The sequence below is a fragment of the Thioclava sp. F36-7 genome (assembly GCF_002020075.1).
GTDB lineage: Bacteria > Pseudomonadota > Alphaproteobacteria > Rhodobacterales > Rhodobacteraceae > Thioclava > Thioclava sediminum.
The window spans coordinates 337,759-361,914 of sequence record NZ_MPZR01000003.1 but is presented as its reverse complement, the minus strand read 5'-3'; the positions used below and the strand labels follow the sequence as shown (position 1 = coordinate 361,914).

The following is a 24,156-nucleotide window of genomic DNA, read 5'->3' as shown; positions in this document are numbered from 1 at the left end:
CGACTCGCCGCGTTTCTGCTATAGTTGGAGAATGTCGAATCTTCTGGGGAGGAGAGAGAATGCGACCGGAACTCACGACGCGCCGCCGCGCTTTGCGTCTTGCGTTCGAGCGTTACATCGAGGCGGACAGAGCGTGGCGAGACGCGCTTGTGGCCTTGAACGACTGGTTTCCGCCAAGCGCGGACCGTCGTCCGGGAATGATCGGAAATCCGGGTTCACCGATACGACGGCTCTATGACGCGCGCAGCCGGGCGCTGGTGCGCCTCGAGGTCACGCAGGTCAAGCTGGCCACCGCGAAACGACGGCTGGCAGAGCGCCGCGCGCGCGAACTGCCGCCCGTGTTTCTGATCGGGCCACCCTGCTGACAGCAATGCGCCGCGTTTAGGCGACGTCCCTTCAAAGTCACGGCGGAAGCGCGTTTCCGTCCTTGGGGGTGCTTGTCATTTCCCCAAGGCTGACGCAGCTTCGCAACGGGCAGCACCGGACGAGTAACGGTGCGGCGGGGTCCGACTCGCGCCTATAGCCCCGATACGCCCCTTCTCTGGAGAGCTTCATGAGCAGTTTCGTCACGATCACCCATGCGGATTGCCTTGGTCACGATACCGGGCCTCATCATCGCGAGCGTCCGTGGCGGCTCGAGACGGTGCGCGGACTGATCGACGAGATGGAGCTGCCCGTCATCGAGGCGCGCGAGGCCAATGACGAGGACCTCCTGCTGGGCCATGATCCGGCCTATCTCGAAGCGCTCGAAGAGGTCTTCGCGCGTGAGGAACATGCCGATCTCGACTCGGACACCCATGTCTCGCCCGGGTCGCGCCGTGCAAGCCGTCTCGGCGCAGGCGGTGCCTTGCAGGCGGTCGATCTTGTCCTCTCGGGCGAGGCCAAGCGCGTCTTCGTCGCGACCCGCCCGCCGGGGCACCATGCGACGCGGACGCGGGCGATGGGGTTCTGCATCTATGGCAATACCGGGCTTGCGGCGCTTCATGCGCTCGAACGGCATGGCCTGTCGCGTGTTGCGGTGCTCGATTTCGACGTGCATCACGGCAATGGCACGCAGGATATCCTCTGGGACGAGCCGCGCAGCCTGTTCATCTCGTCGCATCAGGAGCCCAAGTCGCTTTGGCCGGGCACCGGGGCGCGCTCGGAGACCGGGGCGCATGACAACGTGCTCAACCTTCCGCTTGCCAGCGGGAGCGGCGCCTCCGAGATGAAGGTGGCCTGGGAGGACGGGCTGGCGCGGCTCGAGGCCTTCAAGCCGGAGCTGATCATCGTCTCCGCCGGGTTCGACGCGCATCGCGAGGACGATATCTCCGGGCTGCTCTGGACCGCGGGCGATTACTGGTGGCTGACGAATGCGATCCGGGGCGTCGCGCGCCGCTGTTGCGAGGGGCGTATCGTCTCCTGTCTGGAGGGCGGCTATAACCCGACCGCGCTCGCGGAAGGGGCTGCGGCCCATCTCGAGGCCTTGGCGCGCTGATATCCCGGAACGCGACAGGCCGGGTCCGGTTCGCTAATCTTCCCCGAAAGACAAAGGCAGGCACGAGATGGCACGTAACCGCTACTATTCCGGCCCGGTCACGGACCATTTCGACGGCGAGCGGTTTCACCCGCAGGACCAGCCCTCTACCGACCGCTCCTTTCGCGACATTCTCAAATGGCACCGCGAGGGTCAGCGGGCGCGCTGGCCCAAGCATGTCCCGGTCGAGCCGAACATCCCGCCCGAGCGCAGCGACACGGCGCGGCTGACCATGGTCGGGCATGCCTCGGTTCTCATTCAGGTCGCGGGGCTCAACCTGCTGACCGATCCGGTCTGGTCGGAGCGCGCGAGCCCGCTGCGCTTTGCCGGGCCCCGGCGCGTCACCGCGCCCGGTATCGCCTTCGACAACCTCCCGCCCATCGACGCGGTTCTGATCAGTCATAACCATTACGACCATCTCGACACCGTGACGCTGCGCAAGCTGCATAAGCGCCACCGCCCGAAGATGATTATGCCGCTGGGCACCGATGCGACGGTGCGAAAAGCGGTCCGCGACGCGCAGATCGAGACCGGGGATTGGCACGACCGCATCGCGCTGACTTCCGAGGTCTCGGTCACGCTGACGCCCGCGAACCACTGGTCGGCGCGCGGGCTCGGCGACCGGCGCATGGCGCTCTGGAGCGGATTCTGGATCGACACGCCGCAGAGCCGGATCTGGTTCGCGGGCGATACCGGCTATGGCGACGGGGCGCTCTTTCGCGATATCCGCGCCCGGCACGGCGCGCCCGACATCGCGGTGATCCCGATCGGGGCCTATGAGCCGCGCTGGTTCATGCATCCCCAGCATGTCGCGCCCGAAGAAGCCGTGCGCATCTTCACCGATATCGGCCCCACGCAGGCGCTTGGCTGTCATTGGGGGACATTCCAGCTGACCGACGAGCCGCGCGAGGAACCGCCCGCCCTGCTGGGTCGTAGCCTCGCAGCCTCGGGGATCGCGGCGGAGCGCTTTCTCCCCTTTGGCCCCGGCGAGGTCTATCTGGCGCCCTCTGGGATCTAAGACCGCCACCCCGACTCAACGCAGAGTCACGTCAGCGTTGACGGGTTTGCTCTCCCTAAATATAAAACTGACGTCAGTTTCATTTTTGGAGCCGGAACGTGACCCCCACCCTCGCAAATGCGTCGCAGGACGCCGCCGTGTTCTCTTTTCCGGAGCATCTTGCCAAGACCAGCGCCGGACGCCCGAAGGGAGAGCGCACCCGCGCCCAGCTGCAAATCGCCGCCTGCAAGGTTTTGCAAGACAGCGGGCCGCAAGGCCTCACCGTCGCGGAAATCTGCAAGGCGGCCGGCGTCTCGAACGGCACGTTTTACCTTTACTTCAAGGATCGCAACGCCCTGCTCGACAGCCTGCTTCGGGCGTTCGTGGCCTTCCTTCAACTGGCGATGAGGGCGGCGAGCGAACGCGAAGGCCATGATGCGCCGCGCGCGGCGACCCGCGCCTATCTCCGTCTGTTCGAGCGAAATAGCGGGTTGATGCGCAGCTTGATCCACCCGACCGACGGCTTCCCCGAGGCGCAGGCGGCGTTTCAGACGCTCAACCGGGAATGGATCGAGGCGGTGGTCGCCTCCGTCGAACGCCGGCAGCGGCAGGAGGGCACGGCGGTCCCCCCGCGCGACGAATTGCTGCGCCGCGCCTATGCGCTGGGGGGCATGGTCGATCAATACCTCTCCAACCTTCTGCTGGCGAAGGACCCGGTCCTGATCGAGATATCGCAGGATCGCGATGCGGTGCTGGAGACGCTTTCGCTGCTCTGGGACCGGGGGATGACGGCATGACCACCATTCCCGGCGCCGAGAAACTCTCCCGCGCGGAGCTGCAGCCCGAGATCGAACGCCGCTGGCAGGCGCAGCGCGCCCATGTCACCGCGCATTCTGCCTTCTACCAAAGGCTCTGGCAGGGACGCAGGCCGCCCGAAGATCTGCGAGACCTGCCCGAATTGCCGCTCTCCGACAAATCGCAACTGCGGATCTCGCAGGCCGAGCATCCGCCCTTCGGCGACTACCTCGCCGCCACGCGCAGCACCGCCAACCGCCTGCATCGAACCTCGGGCACCACGGGTCAGGCGATGAACCTCGCGCTCTCGGCCCGCGACGCGCTGGTGACGCAGGAGGTCGGCGGGCGCTGTCACCGCTCTGCGGGGCTGACGGCGGAGCATACGGTGGTGCATTGCCTGAATTACCAGATGTGGATGGGCGGGCTGACCGATCACATGACGCTGGAGGCCACCGGCGCGCTGGTCGTGCCCTTCGGCGTCGGTTCGACCGAGCTTCTTATCCAGACGATCCGCGAGGTCGGCATCACCGCGATCTCCTGCACGCCCTCCTACCCTTCCGTCCTCGAACGGGTCATCGCCGAGAAACACCCCGGTCTGACGCCGCGCGATCTGGGCCTCAAGCTGGGTCTGTTCGGGGGCGAGCCGGGGCTCGACGACCCCGCCTTCCGCGCCCGCCTGCGCGAGACCTGGGGGATGGAGCCGCGCAACGCGAATTACGGCGTCTCGGACGTCTTCTCGAACTTCGCGGCGGAATGTCCGTATGACACGAAGCTGCATTTCATGGCCGCCGACGTGCTGCATCCCGAGCTGATCGACCCCGATACCGACGCGCCGATCCCGCTGGAGGTCGGGGCGCGCGGCGAATTGGTCCTGACCCACCTCGTGCGCGACTGCCAGCCTCTGGTGCGGTTTCGCACGGGCGACATCATCACCATCGGCGAGACGGAGCCCTGCGCCTGCGGCTGCACCGGGTTTCGTTTCTCCGTCGTCGGGCGCTCCGATGACATGGTGGTCGTGCGGGGCCTGAACATGTTCCCTTCGATGGTCGCCGCCGTGCTCAACGAAATCCCCGAGCTTTCGGGCGACTATCGCATCACCCTCGACACGCCGCCGCCCTATGACACCCTGCCCGTCAGCGCCGAACTGGCGGAAGGCGAGCACGCCACGCCCGATCTTGCGCGCAAGGTAGAGCAACGGATCAAGTCGAAACTGGGTGCGACGGCGAGCGTCACCCTCCTGCCCGCCCACAGCTTCCCGCGCACCGAGGGCAAGACCAAACGCGTCATCCGGAGTTTCCAATGAGCCATTTCAGCTACGACACCGTCCTGAGCCAGCTTGGCGCCAAGGGCGTGCGCACCATCACCCTCAACCGACCCGAACGCCTCAACGCGATGAACCGTCAGCTGGTCGTCGATGTCGCGCGCGCTTTCGAGGACGCCAATGCCGACCCGGCCACGAAAGCGATCATCTTCACCGGGGCGGGCAAAGCGTTTTGTGCGGGCGACGACCGCAAGGCCCATACCCATCCCGAGACCGAGGAAGAGGCGCGCGAGATCGTGCACGCGATACAGCGCGCGACCCATACGATCACGCTGGGCGCGAAGCCGGTGGTCGGCGCGATCAACGGCTGGGCCGTCGGCGGCGGCTTGGAATGGGCGATCAATTGCGACTTTCCGATCTGGGCCGAAAGCGCCAAGGGCTTCTTCCCCGAGGTATCGCTGAACCTTTTCGTCACCGGGGCCGTCACCTCGCTCCTGCCCGCGCTGGTCGGGCTGAACAAGGCGCGCGAGATGCTGATCTTCGGCGACCGGTATTCGGCGCAGGAGATGGGCGAGATCGGATTGGCGTGGAAGGTGGTTGACGATGCCGCGCTGATCGCGGTGGCCGTCCAGACCGCCGAACGGCTTGCAGATCTCCCCGTCCTGTCGGTGCGCGCGATGAAACGCGTTCTCAATCACGCCGCGGTGCCGGACCTGCACCGGGCGCTGCAGCTCGAGACCGATGCCACGGTCGCGGGTTTCCTCGACCCGGAAACGACGCGGCGCGTGACCGAGTTCTGATCTGCGTGGGCAGAAGCTTTTTCAAACTCCGTCACTTATTGGGATTGCTTGCTTGTGGTGACCGGAACGAAGGGTCAGATTGAGGTCGGCGGACATCCGTGTGCCGCGCCCCGGTTGCGGGGCAACCGCATGGCGGAAAGAGAGGGATGACATGAGCTGGTCCTATTCAATCGGCAAGATCGGCGGCACGGTTCTCAGGGTGCATGTCACCTTCGTTCTGCTGATCATCTGGATCACCGCCTCGGCCTGGGCGGCGGACGGACCGCAGGCCGCGCTGATCAACATGCTCTTCATTCTGTCGGTCTTCGCCTGCGTCGTTCTGCACGAATTCGGCCATGCGACGATGGCGGCCCGGTTCGGCGTGCGCACCCCCGACATCACCCTTCTGCCGATCGGCGGGCTGGCGCGGCTGGAGCGGATCCCGGAAAACCCCAAGCAGGAAATCCTGATCGCGGTGGCAGGCCCTGCGGTCAATGTCGTGATCTTCCTGATCCTGACGATCTTCCTTGGCGGCAGCGGCTGGCTGAGCGACCTGCAATCGCTCGACAATCCAGGCCAAAGCTTCTGGGGCCGGCTCGCGCTGGTGAACGCGCTTCTCGTGGCGTTCAACCTGATCCCGGCCTTCCCGATGGATGGCGGGCGGGTGTTTCGCGCCGTGCTTGCGCTCTTCATGGACCGGGTGAAAGCCACGCAGGTCGCGGCGCGGACCGGGCAGGTCATCGCCGTGCTCTTTGCCTATTGGGGGCTGACGAGCGGCAACCCGATCCTCGTGCTGATCGCGGCGTTCATCTTCTTCGCGGCCGGGGCGGAAAGCTCGGATGCGGCGATGCGTGGCCTCGCCCATCGTTCGGCCGCGCGTGACGCGGTCATCACCTCTTTTGTGTCGCTGACGCCCGACGACACGCTCGACACCGCCGCTCAGGCGATCCTGCACAGCTCGCAATCGGAGTTCCCCGTGCTCACGCCGGACGGGCAGTTCGTCGGCTTCGTCACCCGCGAGAGCGTGCTGGCCCGGCCCGACCCCGAGTTCCGCCAGCGCCCCGTTTCCGAGATCATGTTCGACAACGTGCCCGTCGTGTCGCTGAAGACGGGCATGGACGATGTACTCGACGCGTTCGCGAAAGGGCGTATTCCCGCGGTGGCGGTGATCGGCAAGACCGGGAATTTCGTGGGCTTCATCAATCGCGAAAATATCGGCGAGTGGTTCATCCTCGCCCGCGGCAGCTAAGAGGGGCGCTCGCTCCCGGCCCTAGAGATAGACCGACAGCCCCCGCCAGCCTGCCAGCACCGCCGAAATTGCCATGACCACGATGGCGAGAGAGCGATACTGCGTATTGTCAAGCCGCGCGAAGGCCGCGGTCCCCGCCCATGTCCCCAGCGCAAGCGCAGGCACCGAGACCAGCGTCAGCCAGAGCGCATCGCCATTCACCGCGCCCGCCCAGATCAGCCCCGGCGTGGCCAGCAGCGAGGCCACGAAGAAGAACAAAAGCAACGAGGCCCGCGTCTGCACAGCCGTGGTGCCCGCGCCCAGATAATAAGCCACCGCAGGCGGGCCCGGCATCGCCGCGAGCCCGGAAAACGCGCCCGAAGCGACGCCCGCCAACAGCGCGAGCCCACCATGGGGATGCGGGCGCGCAGGCTTGTAGCGCAACAGCAGCGCCAGTCCCGCCAGCACGGCGAGCGCGATCATCACCCGCGCGGCATCGGCGCTGACGGCGGTGAGCGCGAATATCCCCACCGGCGTGCCCACAATCGCGCCCAGCGACAGCCGCGCGAGCGACGGTTTATGTACATGCCCATGCAGGGTGAAAAGATCGCGGCACCCGACCACGACCTGCAGCAGAACCGCCAGCGTCACCGCCTCGATCGGCGGCACCATCAGCGAGACGATCGGCACCGCGGCCAGCGCGAAACCGAACCCCGCGACGCCGCGCAGGAAGGCCGAGAAGAACACCGCAGTGATGACCAGCAGGGTCGTTGTGCTCAGCATCCGGTCACGTCTCGGCCTGCGCGATCCGCGCCGCACAGCCCGCTGCACAGAAGGCGACCAGCCCCTCGACGGAGGCTTGCGCATCGGACTGCGAGGCCAGCGCCGCGATCCGCCATTCCGAGGTCAGGAAGGCCAGAAGGGCTGCGACCGAATAGACGAACCCTTCGGCGACGACCGCCCGGCTGACCTTCGGATGCAGCGCGCAGATTTCATCCATGAAGCGCTGCGCGGTCGGGTCGAACAGATCGGTCGAGATGTCGGCCCAAGCCGGATCGGCCGAGACCATCGCCACGAGCCGCGCATAGGCCAACCATTGCGGATCGCTCCCCGCCGCCTTCGCCAGATAGGGCCGGAAGAAGCAGCCGAGGATCGCCGTCAGATCGAGCGCCCCCTGTCCCTTCGCCTGCGCCAGCGCCTCGAGACGCAGACGCGCCAGCTCTTCGGCGCGCCGCTCCACGACCTCACGAAACAGCGCCTCTTTCGAGCCCCCGTGATGGTTCACCAGACCGAGCGGCACCTCGGCCAGCGCGGCGATGTCGCGCACCTTCGCGCCTTCGAATCCGTCCCGCGCAAACACCGTTTCCGCCGCATCGAGAATCCGTGAACGACTCGCGAGAGAGCGCTTCGACGGCGCCCTAAGCCTTTGTTTCTCGGTCGTCTTTTTCGTCATCAGATCGGGGCTTGCTTATTATGAACAATGGTTCAATTTAAGAATGTCTGGGAGGAGACGCAACATGACAAATACGAGGGGCACGTTCGCCCTGATCGGCGCGGGCCCGATGGGCCTGGCCGCGGCCAAGGTGCTGGGCGAACAGGGAGTGGACTATCAGGGCTTCGAGCTGCACAGCGATGTGGGCGGGCTCTGGGATATCGAGGGCGCGCATTCGACGATGTATGAAAGCGCGCATCTGATTTCCTCGAAACGGATGACGGAATTCACCGATTTCCCGATGCGCGAGGAGGTGGCGGAATACCCGAGCCACCGCGAGATGGCGCAGTATTTCCGCGACTTCGCCGATCATTTCGACATTCGCCGCCATTACCGCTTCGGCGCCGAGGTGACGAAAACTGAACCGCTGGGCGGCGATGGCGAGGGCTGGCGGGTCAGCTGGCGCGATGCGGAAGGCGAGCATTCCGAGATTTATGCAGGCGTTCTGATCGCCAATGGCACGCTTTCCGAGCCGAACATGCCGGAGTTCCCCGGCCAGTTCGACGGCGAGCTGATCCATTCCTCGGCCTATCGCGATCCGTCGCAATTCGCCGGCAAGCGCGTGCTCGTCGTGGGCGCGGGCAATTCGGGCTGCGACATCGCGGTGGACGCGATCCACCACGGCAAAAGCTGCGATCTGTCGATGCGGCGCGGCTATTACTTCGTGCCGAAATACGTCTTCGGCAAACCCGCCGACACGCTGGGCGGGGCGATCAAGCTGCCGATGTGGCTCAAGCGCAAGATCGACGGCGCGCTGCTGAAATGGTTCGTGGGCGATCCGCAGAAATACGGGTTTCCCAAGCCCGATTACAAACTCTACGAGAGCCATCCGATCGTGAACTCGCTGGTGCTGTTCCACGCAGGCCACGGCGATCTGAAAGTGCGCCCGGATATCGCGCGGCTCGACGGCAAAACGGTGCATTTCAAGGATGGCACGCAGGCGGATTACGACATGATCCTCGCGGCCACCGGCTACAAGCTGCATTACCCGTTCATCGCACCCGAGCTGCTGAATTGGCAAGGCGATGCGCCGCATCTGTACCTGAACGCGATGCATCCCAAACGCGACGATCTCTTCGTGCTGGGCATGCTGGAGGCGAGCGGGCTTGGCTGGCAGGGTCGCCACGAACAGGCCGAGATGGTGGCGCGCTACATTCGCGGGCTGCACGATGGCTCGGAGGCCGCGAAGCGCCTGCAGGCGAAGAAGGCCGAAGGGTTCGAGCGCGCGACCGGCGGCATGGCCTATCTCAAGCTCGCGCGGATGGCCTATTACGTGGACAAGGCGACCTATCGCAAGGCGGTCACCGGCTGGATCAAGGCGCTCGGCGGGAAGGCGGCGGCATGACGGGGCTCGACGCGGTTCGGCTGAATTTCAGCCCCGGCGCCCTGCATCTGCTCAACGCGATCCTCGGCATCGTCATGTTCTCGGTCGCGATCGACCTCTCCCCACGCGATTTCCGCCCGCTGGTGCGCAGGCCCTGGGCGCTGATCGTCGGGTTCACGTCGCAATTTCTGGTGCTGCCCGCGCTCACCTTCGGGCTGGTGCTGGCGCTGCAGCCCAGCCCGTCGATCGCACTGGGGCTGATCCTCGTGGCGGCCTGCCCGGGCGGGAATGTCTCGAACTTCTTCACCCATCGGGCGGGTGGGAACACGGCGCTCTCGGTCTCGCTGACCGCCTTCGCCACGGTGGCGGCAATCGTGCTGACGCCGCTAAATATCGCCTTCTGGGGCAGCCTGTACGCACCGACGCGGGCGCTGCTGCACGAGACCCATATCGACCCGGTAAGCGTGGCGATCACCGTCGGTGTCATGCTGCTCTTACCGCTGATCGCCGGGATTGCGCTGAACCATTACCGCTATGACCTCACGACGCGCATTCGCGATCCGCTGAAATGGATCTCGATGGCGATTTTCGTGGCGTTCGTGGCGCTCTCGCTCAGTGCCAACTGGCAATATTTCGTGCAATTCGTCGGGCTGATCGCGGGGATGGTCGTGATGCACAACGCGCTGGCCTTCGCGGGCGGCTATGGCACCGCGACGCTGGCGCGGCTGTCGCCCTTCGACCGGCGCGCGATCACCATCGAGACGGGCATCCAGAATTCAGGTCTCGGCCTCGTGCTGATCTTCGCCTTCTTCGGCGGCTTGGGCGGCATGGCAATCGTCGCGGCTTTCTGGGGCATCTGGCACATCATCGCGGGCTTCGCGATCTCGACCATCATGAGACAAAAGGAGGCCGCGCGATGACCCGGATTCTGATTACCGGAGCGGGCGGCATGATCGGCCGCGTACTCACGGCTGAGCTGTCTGAGAGCGGCCATGAGGTCATCGCGACCGATCTGGCGGCCCCCGAGACCCTGCCCGAAGCCGTGCGCTTCGTGGCGATGGATGTGACCACCGATGCCCCCGGCAAGGTCATCGCGCGCGAACGGCCGGAGGTGATCGTGCATCTCGCCTCCATCGTGACGCCGGGCGCCGGCATGGGGCGCGATCTCGCCTATAAGGTCGATGTGGAGGGCACGCGGAAGGTGCTGGATGCGGCGCTTTCGGTCGGGGTGCGGCGGCTCGTCGTGACCTCCTCGGGCGCGGCCTATGGCTATCACGCCGACAATCCCGTGCCGCTGCGCGAGAGTGATCCGGTGCGCGGCAATCCCGAGTTCGCCTATGCCGATCACAAGCGGCAGGTCGAGGAGATGCTGGCCGAGGCGCGTACCGCCCACCCTGCCCTCGAACAGGTCGTTCTGCGGGTCGGCACGGTTCTGGGCAAGGGCACGGACAACCAGATCACCGCGCTCTTTCGCAAGCCGCGTCTGCTCGCACTGAAGGGCTGCGAGAGCCCCTTCGTCTTCATCTGGACCCGCGATCTCGCGCGCATCCTGATCCGCGCGGCAACCGATGGGCCGCCCGGAATCTTCAACGTCGCGGGCGACGGCGCTTTGGGCGTCAGCGATCTGGCGCGGCGTCTGGGCAAACCGGTGCGCCGCCTGCCCGCGCTTGGCATCAAGGCCGCGCTGGCCCTCGCCCATCCGCTTGGGCTGAGCCGCTACGGGCCCGAGCAGGTGCGCTTCCTGCAATACCGCCCCGTGCTGGCCAATGACGCGCTGAAGGAGGTCTTCGGCTACACGCCCGAGCTGACCAGCGCGGAAGTCTTCGATCTCTGGGCGCGCGAGGCCGGGCTATGAGCACGCGGGTTGCGGTAATCTCGGGCGGCGCCGGGGGCCTTGGGCAGGCGCTCTCGGCGGGGCTGCGCGCCGAGGGCTGGCAGGTCGTGCTGCTCGACCGGGATATCTCCGGGCTGACGGCCACGCCAAACGAAGAAGCCATCGCCTGCGATCTGACCGATCCGGCGCAACTTGCCAGCGCCTGCGATAACATCCGCGCGCGTCACCCCCGGATCGATCTGGTGATCTACAATGCAGGTGTCACCCAGATCGGGCCGTTCTCCGAGCTGACCGAGGCCGCACATCGCAAGGTCTTCGAGATCAACTATTTCGCGGCGACCGCTATGGCGCGGCATTTCCTCGAGCCGCTTCGCGAAAGCCACGGCACGCATCTGGCGATTTCCTCAGTCGCGGGGTTCTCGCCGCTTTACCACCGCACGGCCTATGCGGCGTCGAAACATGCGCTGGAAGGGTTCTTCAAATCGCTGCGCTCGGAGGAGGCCCCTCACGGCGTGCGCGTGCAGATCGCGGCGCCCTCCTTCGTGGCGACCAATATCGACCGGGCCGAGCGGCAATCCGACAGCATCGCGCGCCCCGGAGCGGCCGCCGACGGGGTGGATTACATGACGCCCGAGGCTGCCGCACAGGTGATCCTTACTGGGCTGAAGCGCGGCCGCCCGATGATCCCGGTGGGCCGCGTCGCGCGGCTCGCATGGTGGATCAACCGCGCCTCGCCCCGGCTGTTCCAGCGGCTCATGGAGCGCAACATCGCGAAGGGCCAATCCTGAGGCCGAACACAGTGACCTTTCGCTAGAGATCGAGAAAAATCGCGCCCGACTTGATCGAGCGCATTGAAGCGACGCACCCCCTTAGCGCTAATCTAGCCCCGGTCCTGTGAAGGTCGGAGGCCCGTGACGCGCTCACTCTCTTCGATAGATTCCCGCACCCCGGTGGATGGGTGCGACCGAATGCTCCACCTCGGGCGCGTTGACTCCATTTGCGCGAATGCGCATATGCGAATGTAGAAATGGAGGCACCGATGATCGTGACTATTCTTTCCGCGCTTGCCGAACCCACCCGGCTGGGGGCGATGCAGCTTTTGCATGACGGGGGCGAGCATTGCGCCTGCGAATTGATGGCGCGTCTCGATGCCACCCAGTCGCGCATGTCGCGCCATATGGGCGTGCTGAAAGCCGCCGGGCTGGTGGTCGACCGGCGCGATGCGCAATGGGTCCGGTATCGGGTGAACCCCGACCTCTCCCCGGAAATCCAGCAAATCCTGAGCGCGGTCATGAAAGCCAGCGCCAACACGGAAAGGACCGCGGCATGAGTGTGACACAGCATGAAACCCCGCATGGCGGGATGCCCGGCTGGTCATGGAGCGTGGTCGTCGCGGCAGGCCTCGTCGCTTGGTGGGTGGTCTACCATCAACTCCCGGCCCTCTCCGAATGGATCGTCTCGCTGCTGCCGGTCGCCCGCGACACCCATACCGGCGAGGCGCTGGCCTTCTTCTTCTACGACGTACCGAAAGTGATGATGCTGCTCACCCTGATCGTCTTCGCGATGGGGGTCGTGCGCAGCTTCTTCAGCCCGGAAAAGACCCGCGCCCTTCTCTCGGGCAAGCGCGAGGGCGTCGGCAACGTAATGGCGGCGGGCCTGGGCGTCTTGACCCCGTTCTGCTCCTGCTCGGCGGTGCCGCTGTTCATCGGCTTCGTCTCCGCGGGCATCCCGCTGGGCGTCACCTTTTCCTTCCTGATCGCAGCCCCGATGGTCAACGAAGTGGCGCTGATCCTGCTGGTCGGCCTCGTCGGCTGGTCCGTGGCGCTGGTCTATCTCGCCTTCGGCCTCGCCATCGCGATCGTCGCGGGCTGGGTGATCGGCAGGCTCCATGTCGAGGGGTGGCTGCAGGATTGGGTGCGCGACATCCATTCCGGCGCAACCACCCCGGGCGCGGTCGAGAGCGACGATCTGAGCATGACCGACCGCTATCGCCTGGGCCTCGAGGCCGTGCGCGAAATCTTCGCCAAGGTCTGGATCTGGATCATCGTCGGGATCGCCATGGGCGCGGTGATCCACGGCTATGTGCCGCAGGATCTGATGGTGCGGATCATGGGCTCGGGCACGTGGTGGTCGGTGCCGGCCGCCGTACTGATGGGCGTGCCGATGTACACCAACGCCGCCGGGGTCATCCCGATCGTCGAGGCGCTTCTGGGCAAGGGCGCGGCGCTCGGCACGGTTCTGGCCTTCATGATGTCGGTGATCGCGCTGTCCATGCCCGAGATGATCATCCTGCGACAGGTCCTCAAACTGCGCCTGATCGCTGTGTTCATCGGGGTCGTCGCCAGCGGCATCCTCGCCGTCGGCTTCCTGTTCAACGCATTGTTCTAAGGAGAAAAGAGATGAAGGACGTCAAGGTTTACGGCCCCGGCTGCAAGCGCTGCGAAAAGACCGAGGAGATGGTCAAGGAAGCGGCTGCCAAGCTCGGCATCGAGGTGTCGGTCGAGAAGGTGACCGATCCCCGCGCCATCGCCATGGCGGGCGTGATGTCGACCCCCGGTGTCTCGGTCGACGGGAAGCTCGTCCACACGGGCGGCCTGCCGGATAGCGGCAAGCTCGAAGGCTGGCTGTCGGCCTAAGCGACCGCTCGACCGTCCCGAAAAAGAAAACCCCGCGCCGGGTGGCGCGGGGTGAATTCGTGGGTGGCGTTCATCATGGGACCTCCTGACCGAGCCCGGCCTCGTAGAGGCGGAACCAGGTCTCCCTGTCGATCTGAACCTTGAGCGCATCGGAAAGCTTCGCGATCCGCTCAAGGTTATTCGTCCCCATCACCGGGATGATCCGCGCGGGATGCGCCAGCAGGAAGGCCGTCGCGACAGCCGCACGATCCACGCCCTGCGTCTGCGCGATCTCATCGAGCACGCTCTGCACCGGTCCCTCGCCCGTCATCAACGCGCCGCCGCCCAGGGGCGACCACGCCATCACGGGCTGCGCCTGACGCTGGTGGAAGGCCAGATCGCCATTGGTGAAGGGCTGCAGGCAGCCGAGGCTGATCTCGATCTGGTTGGTCACCAGCGGCGTTTTCATCCCCGATTGCAGCAGCTCCCAGTCCCACGGGCGGAAGTTCGACACGCCCACCGCGCGCACCTTGCCGGACGCCACGAGATCGTCGAGCACCGCTCCGGTCTCGTGGTGATCCATCAGCGGATCCGGGCGATGGATCAGCAGCAGGTCGATCCGGTCGGTGGCCAGCTCCCGCAGCGAAGCCTCGACCGAGGCTTCGATATGCGCGCGCGAGGTGTCGTAATGCTTCACCTTGCGATGCGAATGACGGCCTGCCGAGACGATGATGTCGCATTTCGTGACGATCTCCATCTGATCGCGCAGCGACGGGTCCTCGCGCATCGCCGCGCCGAAGACCCCCTCCGCCGTGTAGCCGCCATAGATATCGGCATGGTCGAAGGTGGTGATCCCCTGCTCCAGACAGGCGTCGATCTTGGCGCGCACATGGGCGGGCGAGGTGTCGGCATCGTCGGCGAGCCGCCACATGCCATAGACGATCCGGCTGAGCGCGACATCCGAGGTAAGGTCGATCTTTTCCATTAGCGGCGTTTCCCTTCTGCGAGCGGTGTTGCGGGCGGCCCCATAGATTTCGGGCAGCGAGACCGTGTTGAGATGCGGATAGCCCTACAAGATGAAGGCGCGAATGCCCATCTTGCGATATTCCTCGAGCTTCGAGAGCACCTGATCGGGTGAGCCCACCAGCGCCGCGCCGCAGCCAGAGCGCGCGCCCCCGGTCCAGAGGCTCGGCGCGACATAACCGCTCTCATCCGCACTACAATCATGCGTCTCTCCCTCGCGTTTCCCCTTCGAGTTAACTTAGGTAAGCAACCTGCTTGATAGCGCACCGGCCTGCCGATCTATCATCAGGTTTCCGAATTGCTGTGTCGAGATATCGCAGCGGAACCCGAAGGGCCCGGTGCAGCGCTCGATCGAGACCGGCGAGGCAGTGCACTTCCCCGCACGAACTTGGTGGCGCGTGGCCTGAAGGCACAGGGGGCAGGCCGGACCATGGCCTGGCCGCCTCTGCTCTGGGCGCGCGACACTGCGACGCTGAGTCACCCCTCAAGCGTTTGACGCGGATCAATTCTCGGCTCACCCTCGTGTGATACGAGCTTGAACAATGACCCGACCCCAACGCGCCTCCAGAGCCTTTGACGGCAAGATCGAACGCGGCCCGCGCCTGCACGCGCCGCGCTTCGCTGGATTGCGCCGCGCGCAATCGGCGCTGCTGACCGCGCTCGTCGCGATCCTGCTGCAGGTCGTCCTGCTGACCGATCATCTGGGGGCGGCCGCCATCGCTGCCACCGGCCGGGCCGCGCCCGGCGCGCAGATGGGGCTGCTGCAGATCTGTACCGGCGAGGGGATCGTCTACATGACCCCGCAGGGCGAAACGGTCGCCGCGCCGGATGGGGCCGCGCCCCTGCCCGGCCAGACCGCGCCCACCGGTCAGGTCCATAGCCAATGCGCAGTCTGCGGCTCGGCCTCGGTCTGCGCGTTTGAAGCCCCCGACACCATCGTCACCCCGGCCCGTCTTGACCGCGAGATCGCCCCGCTCCACGCGTCCCTTGAGCGGCTCTCTCTCCCGGTGCAGACCGCGCCCCGTTTCCGGCACGCCCGCGCCCCTCCTGTCGTCTGAGTGCGTCCCTGCACGTCGATCCCGACGTGCTTTTTTCCAAACCAGACACATGGCTCGCGACTGCGCCCGTCTCTCGGTGGCGGTGCGTTGCGATATGACAGGATGATCCCGATGAAACGACGCGACTTTCTTCTGACCTCTTCGACCGGCCTCGCGCTGGTAGCCTCCGGCGCCGCTGCCGAGGATATGAAACCGATGGACGGCATGCCGATGTCGCCGATGGACTGGACCGACCAGAACGGGCTGACCCGCTTTCTCAAGACCGACACCGCGCCGCTCGAGAACGAGTTCGAGAAATACCCCCGCTGCCCCTATTGCGGGATGATGCGGCAGATGTTCAGCCAGACGCGCCACCTGATCGTCTATGACAACGACACGGTCGACGGCACCTGCTCGCTGCATTGCGCGGCGATCAGCCTCGCGTTGAACGTGGATGCCGGCCCCAAGACGATCTACGCGGGCGATGCGGGGGCCACGGCCAAGGTCAAGCCGCTCGCGGTGGTCGACGACATGACCTATGTGATCGACGCGAAAAAGCCCGGCACGATGACCGGCACGTCGAAATACGCCTATGCCGATCCGGCCAAGGCGGATGCGGCGGCCAAGGACGGGGGCAAGCTGGCGAGCTTCGATGAGGCGCTGGTCATGGCCTATGCCGATATGGCGCGCGACACGATCAACATTCGCAAACGCCGCGCCGAGCGCCGCGCCCGCGCCGGTCAGTGATCGCCTCAAGGCGGGGCCCGCGCGGCCCCGCCCTTTCCGACCTCTATTCAAGGAGTTGCAAGACGATGTGCAACCATCCCTGCCATCACGGGGGCATGCCCGCACGCCCCCCGTCACGCCCCATGTCGCGCCCCCAGTCGCGCCCGACGCGCCGCCAGATGCTCAAACGCGCGGCGGGCCTCGCCGCTACCTTCTCGCTCGGCCCGGGACTGAGCCCCGCGCGCGCCGATGCGCCCGCGCTCGACCTGCCCCCGCCCGGCCCCGGCGACACCTGCCCGGTCTGCGGCATGTTCGTCTACAAATACCCCGAATGGGTCACCACGGTGCTCTACGCGGATGGCTATGCCGATCATTTCGACGGTGCCAAGGACTACTTCAAATACATGTTCGACATGGAGAAATACGCCCTTGGCCGCAAAGCCGACCAGATCACCGGCATGGGCGTGACCGAGTATTACGGGCTCAAGCTGATCGACGCGCGCGAGGCGCTTTATGTCGTGGGCTCGGACGTTCTGGGCCCGATGGGCCATGAGCTGGTGCCGCTGATGAACGCGGTCGATGCGCAGGATTTCATGCGCGACCATAAGGGCCAGAAGCTGCTGCGCCATGACGAGGTCACGCCGGAGCTGATCGACGCGCTCGATCAGGGCGGCCCATTCTGATGCGCCGTTCGAGCTATGTTTTCGCGGGTCTCGGTTGTCTGACGCTGCTGCTGGCGGTGGAGCTTTATTACCCCGTCTTCGCGCGTCCCCATCGTGATGGGCGTCTGCTGGAGGAGCGCAGATTGGTCGCGCGGCTGGGGCTGACCGATCCGGCACTGTTTACCGAGGCGCGCTATACCCGGAACCCCAGCCTCGCCGATCTGAACACGCCGTTTCAGGATCATCCGGGCAGCTTCGACCACTTCCCCTCCGGCACCTTCGTGCCGCCCCCCGCCACGCCCGGCAAGGGCTGGCTCCTCTTCCAACCCGAGGCCGCGAAATGACCCCATTCCTGCGCCGCCAGCGCGCGCTGGCCGATTTCACCCTCGCCGCTCTCGCCCGCCGCAAAGGCAAGAATATCGCCTTGATTGCAGTCTATTCCGTGGTGGTCTTCGTGCTCGCCTCGGCGATGTTCTTCGCCGCCAGTCTGCGGTTCGAGACCACGACCGTGCTCGAAGGCGCGCCCGAGATCACCGTGCAGAAGATCACGCTGGGCCGTCAGGACCTGATCGACGGATCGGTCGCCGACGAGATCGCCGCGATCCGCGGTGTGACCGAGGCCCATCCCCGGCTCTGGGGCTATTATTACGACCGGATCAATGGCGCGAATTACACCGTCATGGTGCCCGACGACCCCGAGATGATGCCCGACCCCGGTCAGATCGCGATTGGCGAGGGCATCCCCCGCGCACGCGGCCTCGAATGGGCGCGCGCGCCGGTTTTCCTATCGCGCTACGAGGGCGATCTGAAGAAGTTCGACGTCGCCAAGACCTTCAGCCGCGACTCCGCGCTGATGACCTCGGACCTGATGCTGATGAACGAGGCCGATTTCCGCGACTTCTTCGACATTCCCGAAGGCCGCTATACAGATGTCGTGGCCCGCGTGCGCAACCCCAACGAGGTCGCTACGATCGTCCAGAAAGGCTCGAACGCGCTGCCGCAGATGCGCTTCGTCACCCGCGCCGATATCGCGCGCACCTATCAGAAACTGTTCGACTGGCGCGAGGGGTTGCTGACGGCGCTGGCCTTCGCGGGCATCCTCGCCTTCGTCATCTTCGCCGCCGAAAAAGCCAGCGGGCTCTCGGCCGAGGAAGCGCGCGAGATCGGCATCCTCAAGGCGGTGGGCTGGAACACGCGCGACGTGATCGCGATGAAGATGTGGGAAGGCGGGCTGATCTCGCTCGCGGCCTTCCTGATCGGCACCGTTGCGGGCTTCGCCCATGTGTTCTTCTTCGGCGCCCCGCTCTTCGCGCCGATCCTGAAGGGCTGGGCGGTAATCTATCCCGATTTCCCGCTGAGCCCGCATGTGGACGGGCTGCAACTGCTGACGCTCGCGCTGCTGACCACCCTGCCCTATATCGCCGCGACCGTGGTGCCGATCTGGCGCACGGCCTCGGCCGATCCCGATGCCGTAATGCGCTGAGGAGGCCCCCATGATCACTCTGCAATCCGTGACCAAGACCTATAATGCGGGCCGCCCCAATGCGGTGACCGCGCTGGACGGGATCGACCTGAGCATCGAGGGCCGGGCCGTCACCGTGCTCAAGGGGCCGTCGGGCTCGGGGAAATCCTCGCTGCTGTCGGTCGTCGCCTGTATGGCGCGGCCTTCCACGGGCCGCGTCAGCCTCGATGGCGAGGTCGTCTCGGGCCTGCCCGAGCACTTCCAGACCGAACTGCGGCGCGAGCGGTTCGGCTTCATCTTCCAGCGGTTCAACCTCGTGCGCGGCCTGACCGTGCTGGAAAACGTGATGCTGCCCGCCGCGCCGCTGGGCCAGCACTTCGGAGAGCTCCGCGCGCGGGCGATGGACCGGATCGAGGCGCTGGGTCTGGGGCCGCGCGCCCAGACCCGGATCGAGTTGCTCTCGGGCGGCGAGGCGCAGCGCGCAGCGATTGCGCGGGCGCTCATCAACGATCCGCCGATCCTGATCGCGGATGAGCCCACGGCCAATCTCGACAGCGCGCTCTCCGAGACCTTCCTGCAGATCGTCGCCGAGGAGAAAGCGCGCGGGCGCACCGTCATCATGTCGAGCCACGACCCCCGCGTCTGGGGCGCGGACTGCGTCGACCGGGTGGTTTCGATGCGCGACGGGCGGATCGAGGATGCCCCTGCCCAGCAGGAGCCGCAGCCATGATCTTTCAAACGCCGATCATGGCGCTGTTGCTGGTGGCGGGTCTGGCCGCGCTGACGGCCCTCTGGGCGGGCGGCTTCGCCGTGACAGTGCTGCGCCGCTGGGACCTGACCGACATGGGCGCGCGCCAGCTGCGCATGGAGCGGATGACCGAGCTGGTCTCCACCCTCTTCGCCGCCGTCATGCTGGCCGAGCTCGCGGCGCTTTTGCTGTTTGTCTTCAATGCCGACCGGATGTCGTCGCTATTCGTCGGCGCGATGTGTGCGGTCGGCACGCTCAACGTGAACGATTACGGCTTCCCCGCGCTCTATCTCAAGATCGGGGTGTTCTTCGCCGCCGTGATATGGCTGATCCTCGACCGGGCCGACAGGCTGGGACGGGACTACCCGCTGACCCGCGTGAAATATGCAGCCCTTTTGGCAATCACGCCGCTGATCCTTGCCGATAGCGCGGTCGAGCTGAGCTATTTCCTCGACATGCAGACCGATGTCATCACCTCGTGCTGCTCGAAGCTGTTCACGCCGAACAACCCCAATCTCGCGAACCAGATGGCGGGCGTCGGCGAGGCGCAGGCGCTCTGGCTGCTCGGCCTCACCGCGCTGATCGCCTTGGCTGCGGGGATCGCGGCGCTGATCCGCAAGCGCGGCTATGGGCTTTACGCGCTGGCCTCGGCGCTGATGTTCGGGATGGGGCTGACTGCGATCGTCGCCACGATCTCGCTCTATATCTATGAAAACCCCAACCATCATTGCCCGTTCTGCATCCTCAAGCCCGAATACGGCTATGTCGGCTACGCGCTGTATGTGCCGCTGTTTCTGGCCACCGCAGCCGGGCTTGGGGCGGGCGCGCTCAGCCCGTTTCAAAAGCGCGCCTCGCTGGCGGGGCCGCTGCCGGGTTTGATGCGGCGGCTGCTGATCTGGTCGATGGCCGGGTTCGCCACCTTCGGGATCGTCTGCCTGATCGTGATCTGGCGCTCGCATCTGATCCTCTTCGGCTAAGCTATCCGCGATGCGGGCAGCCCTGATTTGGGCCAGTGTCGCGCCGGGCTATGTCGTAAGGCATCCGCGCCGGGCGCGGGAACGCGAACTGGAGGAGGACAGACCATGAGCAAGGCACAGGCGGTGATTATCGGAGTGGGCGACGGGCTTTCAGCCGCAGTGGCGCGAGAGCTTGCGTCTGATTATGACCTGACGCTGGCGGCTCGCAGCGCCGAGAAGATGCAGGCACTGGCCGAGGAGACCGGCGCGCGCATGGTGCAGCTGGACGCAACCGACGAGGCCGCGATTGCCGATCTGTTCGACGCCCTGCCCGCACCGCCGCGCGTCGTGGTCTACAACCCCTCGGGACGCGTGCGCGGCCCGGTGGCGGAGCTCGATGCCGACGAGGTTCGCGCCGCCGTCGAGATCACCGCAATCGGGGCGTTTCTGACCGGCAAGCACGCCGCGCGGCGGATGCTCAAAGCCGAGCCTACCGAGGGCACTCGCGGCACGATCCTCTTCACCGGCGCCTCCGCCGGGGTGAAAGGGTTTGCACGCTCGGCCCCTTTCGCGATGGGCAAGTTCGCGCAGCGCGGGCTGGCCGAGAGCATGGCGCGCGAATTGCACCCGCAAGGCATCCATGTGGTTTGGGTGAATATCGACGGAATGATCCTCAATCCGGGCCGCAGCGAGGCGCCCGACAAGCCCGGCTCGATGCTGCGCCCCGAGGCGATTGCGAAAACCTATCGCCAGCTGATCGAGCAGGACCGCAGCGCCTGGACGAACGAGATCACGCTGCGCCCCTGGGTCGAGACGTTCTGAGGCGGCGGACGCTCAGCGCCCCTTGCCCGCCTTCAGCGCCGCCGCGCGCATCGCCGAGAGCGACTGGCGCGGAGTGAGCGCCTCGGGCGAGATCACGAGGTCCAGCACCGCGCCGGTCTCCGAGGCCCGCGCCCGTTCGAACGCGGCTGCGAAATCCTCCGTCCGCTCGACCCGCTCGCCGTGGAAGCCATAGGCCTTCGCCAGCGCCGCGAAATCCGGGTTCACCGCCATCGAAGTGCCCGACACGCGGGTCGGATAATTGCGCTCCTGATGGGCGCGGATCGTGCCGTAAATCCCGTTATTGAGGATCAGGATGATCGGCTGCGCGCCCGCCTGCGCGGCGGTGGCAAGCTCCTGCGAGGTCATCTGGAAATCGCCATCGCCCGCGAAACAGACCACCGTCTTCTCGGGCTGCGCCACCTTGGCCGCGATGGCCGCTGGCACCCCGTAGCCCATCGCGCCCGATTGCGGCGCAAGCAGCGTGGCGTTCGGCCCGAAGCGGAAGTACCGGCCCGGCCAGACCGCGAAATTGCCCGCCCCGTTGGTCAGGATCATGTCCTCGGGGAGTTGCTCGCGCAGATAGGCGCAGACTTTGCCCATATCGACCGGCGATGGCAGATCGGGCAGATCGAAGCCTGCCTCGTAAGCCGCGCGGCCCTCGGCGCGCCAATCGGCCCAGTCGCCTTTGACCGGCTCCAGCGCGCCAAGGGCGGCGGCGAAGGCGTTCGGCCCGGCATGAATGCCTAGTTCGGGACGGTAGATCTTGCCGATCTCCAGATCCGAGCCATGGACATGGATCAGCCGCTGCGCGGGCTGCGGCAGGTCCAGAAGCGTGTAGCCATCCGTCGTATTCTCGCCAAAGCGCGCATTGATCGCGAGGATCACGTCGGCCTCGCGCATCAGGCGCTTCACATGCGGCGCCATCCCGACGCCCGCATCGCCGCAGAAGACTGGCGAATTATTGTCGAATTGGTCCTGATAGCGAAAGACGGAAAGCACAGGCATATCAGATACTTCCGCGAAGGACTTAATAGGCGCAGTGCCGTCCCCGCGCCAGTTGCACCCGCCATAGAGGATCAGCGGACGCTTGGCCCCGGCCAGCATCTCGCGCAGCTCGCCCATCGCCGCCGGATCGGGCTGAGGCTCGGTGATCCGGACGGGCGCGCCAAGCGGCGCGGCCTCGGTCATCGACGTCAGCATATCCTCGGGCAATGCCACCACGACCGGACCGGGCCGTCCGCTCACGGCCATCGTCCAGGCGCGCGAGAGGATTTCGGGGATGCGCTCTACCCGGTCGATCTCGACGGCCCATTTCGCCATCGTGCCGAAGACAGCCTTGTAATCGAGTTCCTGAAACGCCTCGCGGCCCTTCATATCGGTGCCGACCTGCCCCACGAACAGGATCATCGGCGCGGAATCCTGCATCGCCGTATGCACCCCGATCGAGGCGTTGGTCGCCCCGGGTCCGCGCGTGACCATGCAAATGCCGGGCTCCCCGGTCAGCTTGCCATAAGCGGCGGCCATGAAGCTCGCCCCGCCTTCCTGACGGCACAGCACGAAATCCAGCGTGCCTTGCGTGTCATGGAGCGCGTCGAGCACCGCGAGATAGCTCTCGCCCGGCACCCCGAACGCCTTGCGCGCACCGAGCCCCACGAGGCTTTCGACTAGAAGTTGACCACCGTTTCTCATGCGCTTGCCTCTCTCCCCTCGTGCCGCCCCGCGCATCGGCGCGGCGCTTTCGCGAGGCCTAGCACGCGCCAAATCCGAGCGCACCCCCGGCAGACCGCGAGCGTGCACGGCAACTTATCCGGCGAGGTAGGTCCGGAACCACGCGATCATGCGCTCCTCGGCCAGCTTGGCGGCGGCCTCGTCGTAGCGCGGCGTCGTGTCGTTGTGGAAGCCGTGGTTCACGCCCGCATAGATATAGGCCTCGTAGCGCTTGTCGTTCTCCTCAAGCGCCTTTTGATACTCCGGCCACATCGCGTTGATCCGCTGGTCGAGCGCTGCCAGCTGGATCATCAGCGGCGCCTCTATCATCGCGACTTGCGCAGAGTCGGGGGCGGCCCCATAGAACGGCACGCCCGCGCCCATCTCGGGATAGGCCACGGCGAGCTTGTTCACCACGCCCCCGCCATAACAGAACCCGGTCGCACCGACCTTGCCGTTGGTGCCGTCGAGCGTCTGGAGATACTCGAACCCGGCAAAGAAATCATTGAGCAGCGCACCCTGATCGAGGCTGCGCTGCATCGTGCGCCCCTCGTCATCATTGCCCGGATAGCCGCCGAGCGAGGACAGCCCATCGGGCCCCATCGCCACGAAGCCCGCCTTGGCCAACCTGCGCACGACATCGCGGATATAGGGGTTCAGGCCGCGGTTCTCATGCACGACGAGGATCGCCGCGGGTGGATTATCCGGGTCGATCTGCGTCGGGCGGACGAGATAGGCGGTGATCTCGCCGGTGCCGTTCGGGCTGGAATAGGTGATGTCCTCGCCCAGAATGTCCGGATCGTCCTCGGCGACCTGTTGAGCGAGCGCGTAATCGGGCGCGAGCGCGCCGAGGATCGCCAGCGCGGTCACGCCGCCCACCGCCCATTTCCCCGCCCGATCGAGAAATTCCCGTTTCGAGATCTTGCCATGGACATAGTAATCGTAGAGATCGAGAAGTTCCTGGTCGAAATCGGCCGCCGTCAAGCGACGCGCATGGGCTGGATCGGTCATGGTGAATCCTCCTCCTGAGACCGGGAAGCATATCACGAACGAGTGATTTTCCGTCACAATATCGACGCGCATTTCATGCGAGGCGCCCTCCTCACGCCGCGGCTGATCTAGCGTGCCGCGTCGCATCACAAACCAAATATTCTCAATAGACCTTGGGTTGC

27 protein-coding genes and 1 pseudogene are annotated in these 24,156 nt (G+C 65.8%); 22 read left to right on the top strand and 6 right to left on the bottom strand.

The annotated features are described in order from the left end of the window. Positions 1-59: 59 nt before the first annotated feature. From BMI89_RS07550 to BMI89_RS07520, 7 genes are all read left to right on the top strand, one after another. A complete protein-coding gene (locus BMI89_RS07550) occupies positions 60-365 on the top strand; it encodes a hypothetical protein (RefSeq protein WP_078539324.1) in 306 nt (101 codons plus the stop codon). Between the two features lie 188 nt (positions 366-553). Next, complete coding sequence (locus BMI89_RS07545; protein ID WP_078570425.1) at positions 554-1,477, top strand: histone deacetylase family protein; 924 nt, start codon at positions 554-556, stop codon at positions 1,475-1,477. A 67-nt stretch (positions 1,478-1,544) separates the two neighbouring features. Continuing rightward, positions 1,545-2,534: an MBL fold metallo-hydrolase gene (locus tag BMI89_RS07540; protein WP_078570424.1), complete on the top strand. Its 990-nt coding sequence runs from the start codon at positions 1,545-1,547 to the stop codon at positions 2,532-2,534. Between the two features lie 98 nt (positions 2,535-2,632). Continuing rightward, positions 2,633-3,310, top strand: a complete 678-nt coding sequence (locus tag BMI89_RS07535) for a TetR/AcrR family transcriptional regulator (RefSeq protein ID WP_246831982.1) — start codon at positions 2,633-2,635, stop codon at positions 3,308-3,310. Then, positions 3,307-4,611: an AMP-binding protein gene (locus BMI89_RS07530; protein ID WP_078570423.1), complete on the top strand. Its 1,305-nt coding sequence runs from the start codon at positions 3,307-3,309 to the stop codon at positions 4,609-4,611. The genes BMI89_RS07535 and BMI89_RS07530 overlap by 4 nt, the downstream gene beginning before the upstream one ends. Continuing rightward, positions 4,608-5,369, top strand: coding sequence for an enoyl-CoA hydratase/isomerase family protein (locus BMI89_RS07525; RefSeq protein ID WP_078570422.1), 762 nt, complete (start codon positions 4,608-4,610; stop codon positions 5,367-5,369). The genes BMI89_RS07530 and BMI89_RS07525 overlap by 4 nt, the downstream gene beginning before the upstream one ends. 151 nt (positions 5,370-5,520) lie before the next feature. Continuing rightward, the gene (locus BMI89_RS07520) at positions 5,521-6,597 is read left to right on the top strand and encodes a site-2 protease family protein (protein ID WP_078570421.1); all 1,077 of its coding nucleotides are present in this window, start codon (positions 5,521-5,523) and stop codon (positions 6,595-6,597) included. 21 nt (positions 6,598-6,618) lie between these two features. Here the strand turns inward: BMI89_RS07520 and BMI89_RS07515 are convergent, their stop codons facing one another. Next, positions 6,619-7,359: a sulfite exporter TauE/SafE family protein gene (locus tag BMI89_RS07515; protein ID WP_143593850.1), complete on the bottom strand. Its 741-nt coding sequence runs from the start codon at positions 7,357-7,359 to the stop codon at positions 6,619-6,621. 4 nt (positions 7,360-7,363) lie between these two features. Next, positions 7,364-8,029 (bottom strand): TetR/AcrR family transcriptional regulator, encoded by a 666-nt coding sequence (locus tag BMI89_RS07510; RefSeq protein ID WP_172976174.1) that lies wholly within the window; start codon positions 8,027-8,029, stop codon positions 7,364-7,366. Positions 8,030-8,093: 64 nt separating this feature from the next. Between BMI89_RS07510 and BMI89_RS07505 the strand changes: the two genes are divergently transcribed. The 7 genes from BMI89_RS07505 (at position 8,094) to BMI89_RS07475 (ending at position 13,862) form a co-directional block, all read left to right on the top strand. After that, the gene (locus BMI89_RS07505) at positions 8,094-9,413 is read left to right on the top strand and encodes an NAD(P)-binding domain-containing protein (RefSeq protein WP_078570419.1); all 1,320 of its coding nucleotides are present in this window, start codon (positions 8,094-8,096) and stop codon (positions 9,411-9,413) included. Further along, the gene (locus tag BMI89_RS07500; RefSeq protein ID WP_078570418.1) at positions 9,410-10,312 is read left to right on the top strand and encodes a bile acid:sodium symporter family protein; all 903 of its coding nucleotides are present in this window, start codon (positions 9,410-9,412) and stop codon (positions 10,310-10,312) included. Before BMI89_RS07505 ends, BMI89_RS07500 begins: the two co-directional genes overlap by 4 nt. Next, positions 10,309-11,247, top strand: coding sequence for an SDR family oxidoreductase (locus BMI89_RS07495; protein WP_078570417.1), 939 nt, complete (start codon positions 10,309-10,311; stop codon positions 11,245-11,247). Before BMI89_RS07500 ends, BMI89_RS07495 begins: the two co-directional genes overlap by 4 nt. Next, positions 11,244-12,014, top strand: coding sequence for an SDR family NAD(P)-dependent oxidoreductase (locus BMI89_RS07490; protein WP_078570416.1), 771 nt, complete (start codon positions 11,244-11,246; stop codon positions 12,012-12,014). The genes BMI89_RS07495 and BMI89_RS07490 overlap by 4 nt, the downstream gene beginning before the upstream one ends. A gap of 251 nt (positions 12,015-12,265) precedes the next feature. Next, the gene (locus BMI89_RS07485; protein ID WP_078570415.1) at positions 12,266-12,556 is read left to right on the top strand and encodes a metalloregulator ArsR/SmtB family transcription factor; all 291 of its coding nucleotides are present in this window, start codon (positions 12,266-12,268) and stop codon (positions 12,554-12,556) included. A 32-nt stretch (positions 12,557-12,588) separates the two neighbouring features. After that, complete coding sequence (locus BMI89_RS07480; RefSeq protein WP_143593858.1) at positions 12,589-13,614, top strand: permease; 1,026 nt, start codon at positions 12,589-12,591, stop codon at positions 13,612-13,614. 11 nt (positions 13,615-13,625) lie between these two features. Next, positions 13,626-13,862 carry a thioredoxin family protein gene (locus BMI89_RS07475; protein WP_078546966.1) on the top strand — a complete coding sequence of 79 codons (237 nt, stop codon included), beginning with the start codon at positions 13,626-13,628 and terminating at the stop codon, positions 13,860-13,862. 73 nt (positions 13,863-13,935) lie between these two features. Here BMI89_RS07475 and BMI89_RS07470 read toward each other — a convergent pair whose 3' ends face one another. Together BMI89_RS07470 and BMI89_RS21075 are read right to left on the bottom strand one after the other, a co-directional pair. Then, complete coding sequence (locus tag BMI89_RS07470; RefSeq protein WP_078570413.1) at positions 13,936-14,826, bottom strand: aldo/keto reductase; 891 nt, start codon at positions 14,824-14,826, stop codon at positions 13,936-13,938. An 87-nt stretch (positions 14,827-14,913) separates the two neighbouring features. Further along, positions 14,914-15,057 (bottom strand): annotated as a pseudogene (locus BMI89_RS21075) (alkanesulfonate monooxygenase); the annotation flags it as partial. Positions 15,058-15,406: 349 nt separating this feature from the next. On the opposite strand from BMI89_RS21075, the gene BMI89_RS07460 reads away from it, so the two are divergent. The 8 genes from BMI89_RS07460 (at position 15,407) to BMI89_RS07425 (ending at position 21,277) form a co-directional block, all read left to right on the top strand. After that, positions 15,407-15,922, top strand: coding sequence for a DUF2946 family protein (locus tag BMI89_RS07460; protein WP_078570412.1), 516 nt, complete (start codon positions 15,407-15,409; stop codon positions 15,920-15,922). Positions 15,923-16,033: 111 nt separating this feature from the next. Beyond that, positions 16,034-16,648 (top strand): nitrous oxide reductase accessory protein NosL, encoded by a 615-nt coding sequence (locus BMI89_RS07455; protein ID WP_078570514.1) that lies wholly within the window; start codon positions 16,034-16,036, stop codon positions 16,646-16,648. A gap of 158 nt (positions 16,649-16,806) precedes the next feature. Next, a complete protein-coding gene (locus BMI89_RS07450; RefSeq protein WP_078570513.1) occupies positions 16,807-17,310 on the top strand; it encodes a nitrous oxide reductase accessory protein NosL in 504 nt (167 codons plus the stop codon). After that, positions 17,310-17,633: a hypothetical protein gene (locus BMI89_RS21020; protein WP_078570411.1), complete on the top strand. Its 324-nt coding sequence runs from the start codon at positions 17,310-17,312 to the stop codon at positions 17,631-17,633. Before BMI89_RS07450 ends, BMI89_RS21020 begins: the two co-directional genes overlap by 1 nt. Next, positions 17,630-18,772, top strand: a complete 1,143-nt coding sequence (locus tag BMI89_RS07440; protein WP_078570410.1) for an FtsX-like permease family protein — start codon at positions 17,630-17,632, stop codon at positions 18,770-18,772. Before BMI89_RS21020 ends, BMI89_RS07440 begins: the two co-directional genes overlap by 4 nt. 10 nt (positions 18,773-18,782) lie before the next feature. Next, positions 18,783-19,481: an ABC transporter ATP-binding protein gene (locus BMI89_RS07435; protein ID WP_078546954.1), complete on the top strand. Its 699-nt coding sequence runs from the start codon at positions 18,783-18,785 to the stop codon at positions 19,479-19,481. Beyond that, the gene (locus BMI89_RS07430; protein WP_078570409.1) at positions 19,478-20,476 is read left to right on the top strand and encodes a hypothetical protein; all 999 of its coding nucleotides are present in this window, start codon (positions 19,478-19,480) and stop codon (positions 20,474-20,476) included. Before BMI89_RS07435 ends, BMI89_RS07430 begins: the two co-directional genes overlap by 4 nt. Before the next feature lie 105 nt (positions 20,477-20,581). Further along, complete coding sequence (locus BMI89_RS07425) at positions 20,582-21,277, top strand: SDR family NAD(P)-dependent oxidoreductase (RefSeq protein ID WP_078570408.1); 696 nt, start codon at positions 20,582-20,584, stop codon at positions 21,275-21,277. A gap of 12 nt (positions 21,278-21,289) precedes the next feature. On the opposite strand, the gene BMI89_RS07420 is transcribed toward BMI89_RS07425, so the two are convergent. After that, positions 21,290-22,966, bottom strand: a complete 1,677-nt coding sequence (locus BMI89_RS07420) for a thiamine pyrophosphate-binding protein (protein ID WP_143593849.1) — start codon at positions 22,964-22,966, stop codon at positions 21,290-21,292. 114 nt (positions 22,967-23,080) lie between these two features. After that, positions 23,081-23,995, bottom strand: a complete 915-nt coding sequence (gene yghX / locus BMI89_RS07415; RefSeq protein ID WP_078570406.1) for a YghX family hydrolase — start codon at positions 23,993-23,995, stop codon at positions 23,081-23,083. Positions 23,996-24,156 lie beyond the last annotated feature (161 nt).

Excerpts from the sequence above, each read along its gene's own strand:
- BMI89_RS07550 (WP_078539324.1), top strand. The coding sequence starts at position 60 with ATGCGACCGGAACTCACGACGCGCCGCCGCGCTTTGCGTCTTGCGTTC.
- BMI89_RS07545 (WP_078570425.1), top strand. The coding sequence starts at position 554 with ATGAGCAGTTTCGTCACGATCACCCATGCGGATTGCCTTGGTCACGAT.
- BMI89_RS07540 (WP_078570424.1), top strand. The coding sequence starts at position 1,545 with ATGGCACGTAACCGCTACTATTCCGGCCCGGTCACGGACCATTTCGAC.
- BMI89_RS07530 (WP_078570423.1), top strand. The coding sequence starts at position 3,307 with ATGACCACCATTCCCGGCGCCGAGAAACTCTCCCGCGCGGAGCTGCAG.
- BMI89_RS07525 (WP_078570422.1), top strand. The coding sequence starts at position 4,608 with ATGAGCCATTTCAGCTACGACACCGTCCTGAGCCAGCTTGGCGCCAAG.
- BMI89_RS07520 (WP_078570421.1), top strand. The coding sequence starts at position 5,521 with ATGAGCTGGTCCTATTCAATCGGCAAGATCGGCGGCACGGTTCTCAGG.
- BMI89_RS07515 (WP_143593850.1), bottom strand. The coding sequence starts at position 7,359 with ATGCTGAGCACAACGACCCTGCTGGTCATCACTGCGGTGTTCTTCTCG.
- BMI89_RS07510 (WP_172976174.1), bottom strand. The coding sequence starts at position 8,029 with ATGACGAAAAAGACGACCGAGAAACAAAGGCTTAGGGCGCCGTCGAAG.
- BMI89_RS07505 (WP_078570419.1), top strand. The coding sequence starts at position 8,094 with ATGACAAATACGAGGGGCACGTTCGCCCTGATCGGCGCGGGCCCGATG.
- BMI89_RS07500 (WP_078570418.1), top strand. The coding sequence starts at position 9,410 with ATGACGGGGCTCGACGCGGTTCGGCTGAATTTCAGCCCCGGCGCCCTG.
- BMI89_RS07495 (WP_078570417.1), top strand. The coding sequence starts at position 10,309 with ATGACCCGGATTCTGATTACCGGAGCGGGCGGCATGATCGGCCGCGTA.
- BMI89_RS07490 (WP_078570416.1), top strand. The coding sequence starts at position 11,244 with ATGAGCACGCGGGTTGCGGTAATCTCGGGCGGCGCCGGGGGCCTTGGG.
- BMI89_RS07485 (WP_078570415.1), top strand. The coding sequence starts at position 12,266 with ATGATCGTGACTATTCTTTCCGCGCTTGCCGAACCCACCCGGCTGGGG.
- BMI89_RS07480 (WP_143593858.1), top strand. The coding sequence starts at position 12,589 with ATGCCCGGCTGGTCATGGAGCGTGGTCGTCGCGGCAGGCCTCGTCGCT.
- BMI89_RS07475 (WP_078546966.1), top strand. The coding sequence starts at position 13,626 with ATGAAGGACGTCAAGGTTTACGGCCCCGGCTGCAAGCGCTGCGAAAAG.
- BMI89_RS07470 (WP_078570413.1), bottom strand. The coding sequence starts at position 14,826 with ATGGAAAAGATCGACCTTACCTCGGATGTCGCGCTCAGCCGGATCGTC.
- BMI89_RS07460 (WP_078570412.1), top strand. The coding sequence starts at position 15,407 with ATGACCCGACCCCAACGCGCCTCCAGAGCCTTTGACGGCAAGATCGAA.
- BMI89_RS07455 (WP_078570514.1), top strand. The coding sequence starts at position 16,034 with ATGAAACGACGCGACTTTCTTCTGACCTCTTCGACCGGCCTCGCGCTG.
- BMI89_RS07450 (WP_078570513.1), top strand. The coding sequence starts at position 16,807 with ATGCTCAAACGCGCGGCGGGCCTCGCCGCTACCTTCTCGCTCGGCCCG.
- BMI89_RS21020 (WP_078570411.1), top strand. The coding sequence starts at position 17,310 with ATGCGCCGTTCGAGCTATGTTTTCGCGGGTCTCGGTTGTCTGACGCTG.
- BMI89_RS07440 (WP_078570410.1), top strand. The coding sequence starts at position 17,630 with ATGACCCCATTCCTGCGCCGCCAGCGCGCGCTGGCCGATTTCACCCTC.
- BMI89_RS07435 (WP_078546954.1), top strand. The coding sequence starts at position 18,783 with ATGATCACTCTGCAATCCGTGACCAAGACCTATAATGCGGGCCGCCCC.
- BMI89_RS07430 (WP_078570409.1), top strand. The coding sequence starts at position 19,478 with ATGATCTTTCAAACGCCGATCATGGCGCTGTTGCTGGTGGCGGGTCTG.
- BMI89_RS07425 (WP_078570408.1), top strand. The coding sequence starts at position 20,582 with ATGAGCAAGGCACAGGCGGTGATTATCGGAGTGGGCGACGGGCTTTCA.
- BMI89_RS07420 (WP_143593849.1), bottom strand. The coding sequence starts at position 22,966 with ATGAGAAACGGTGGTCAACTTCTAGTCGAAAGCCTCGTGGGGCTCGGT.
- yghX (WP_078570406.1), bottom strand. The coding sequence starts at position 23,995 with ATGACCGATCCAGCCCATGCGCGTCGCTTGACGGCGGCCGATTTCGAC.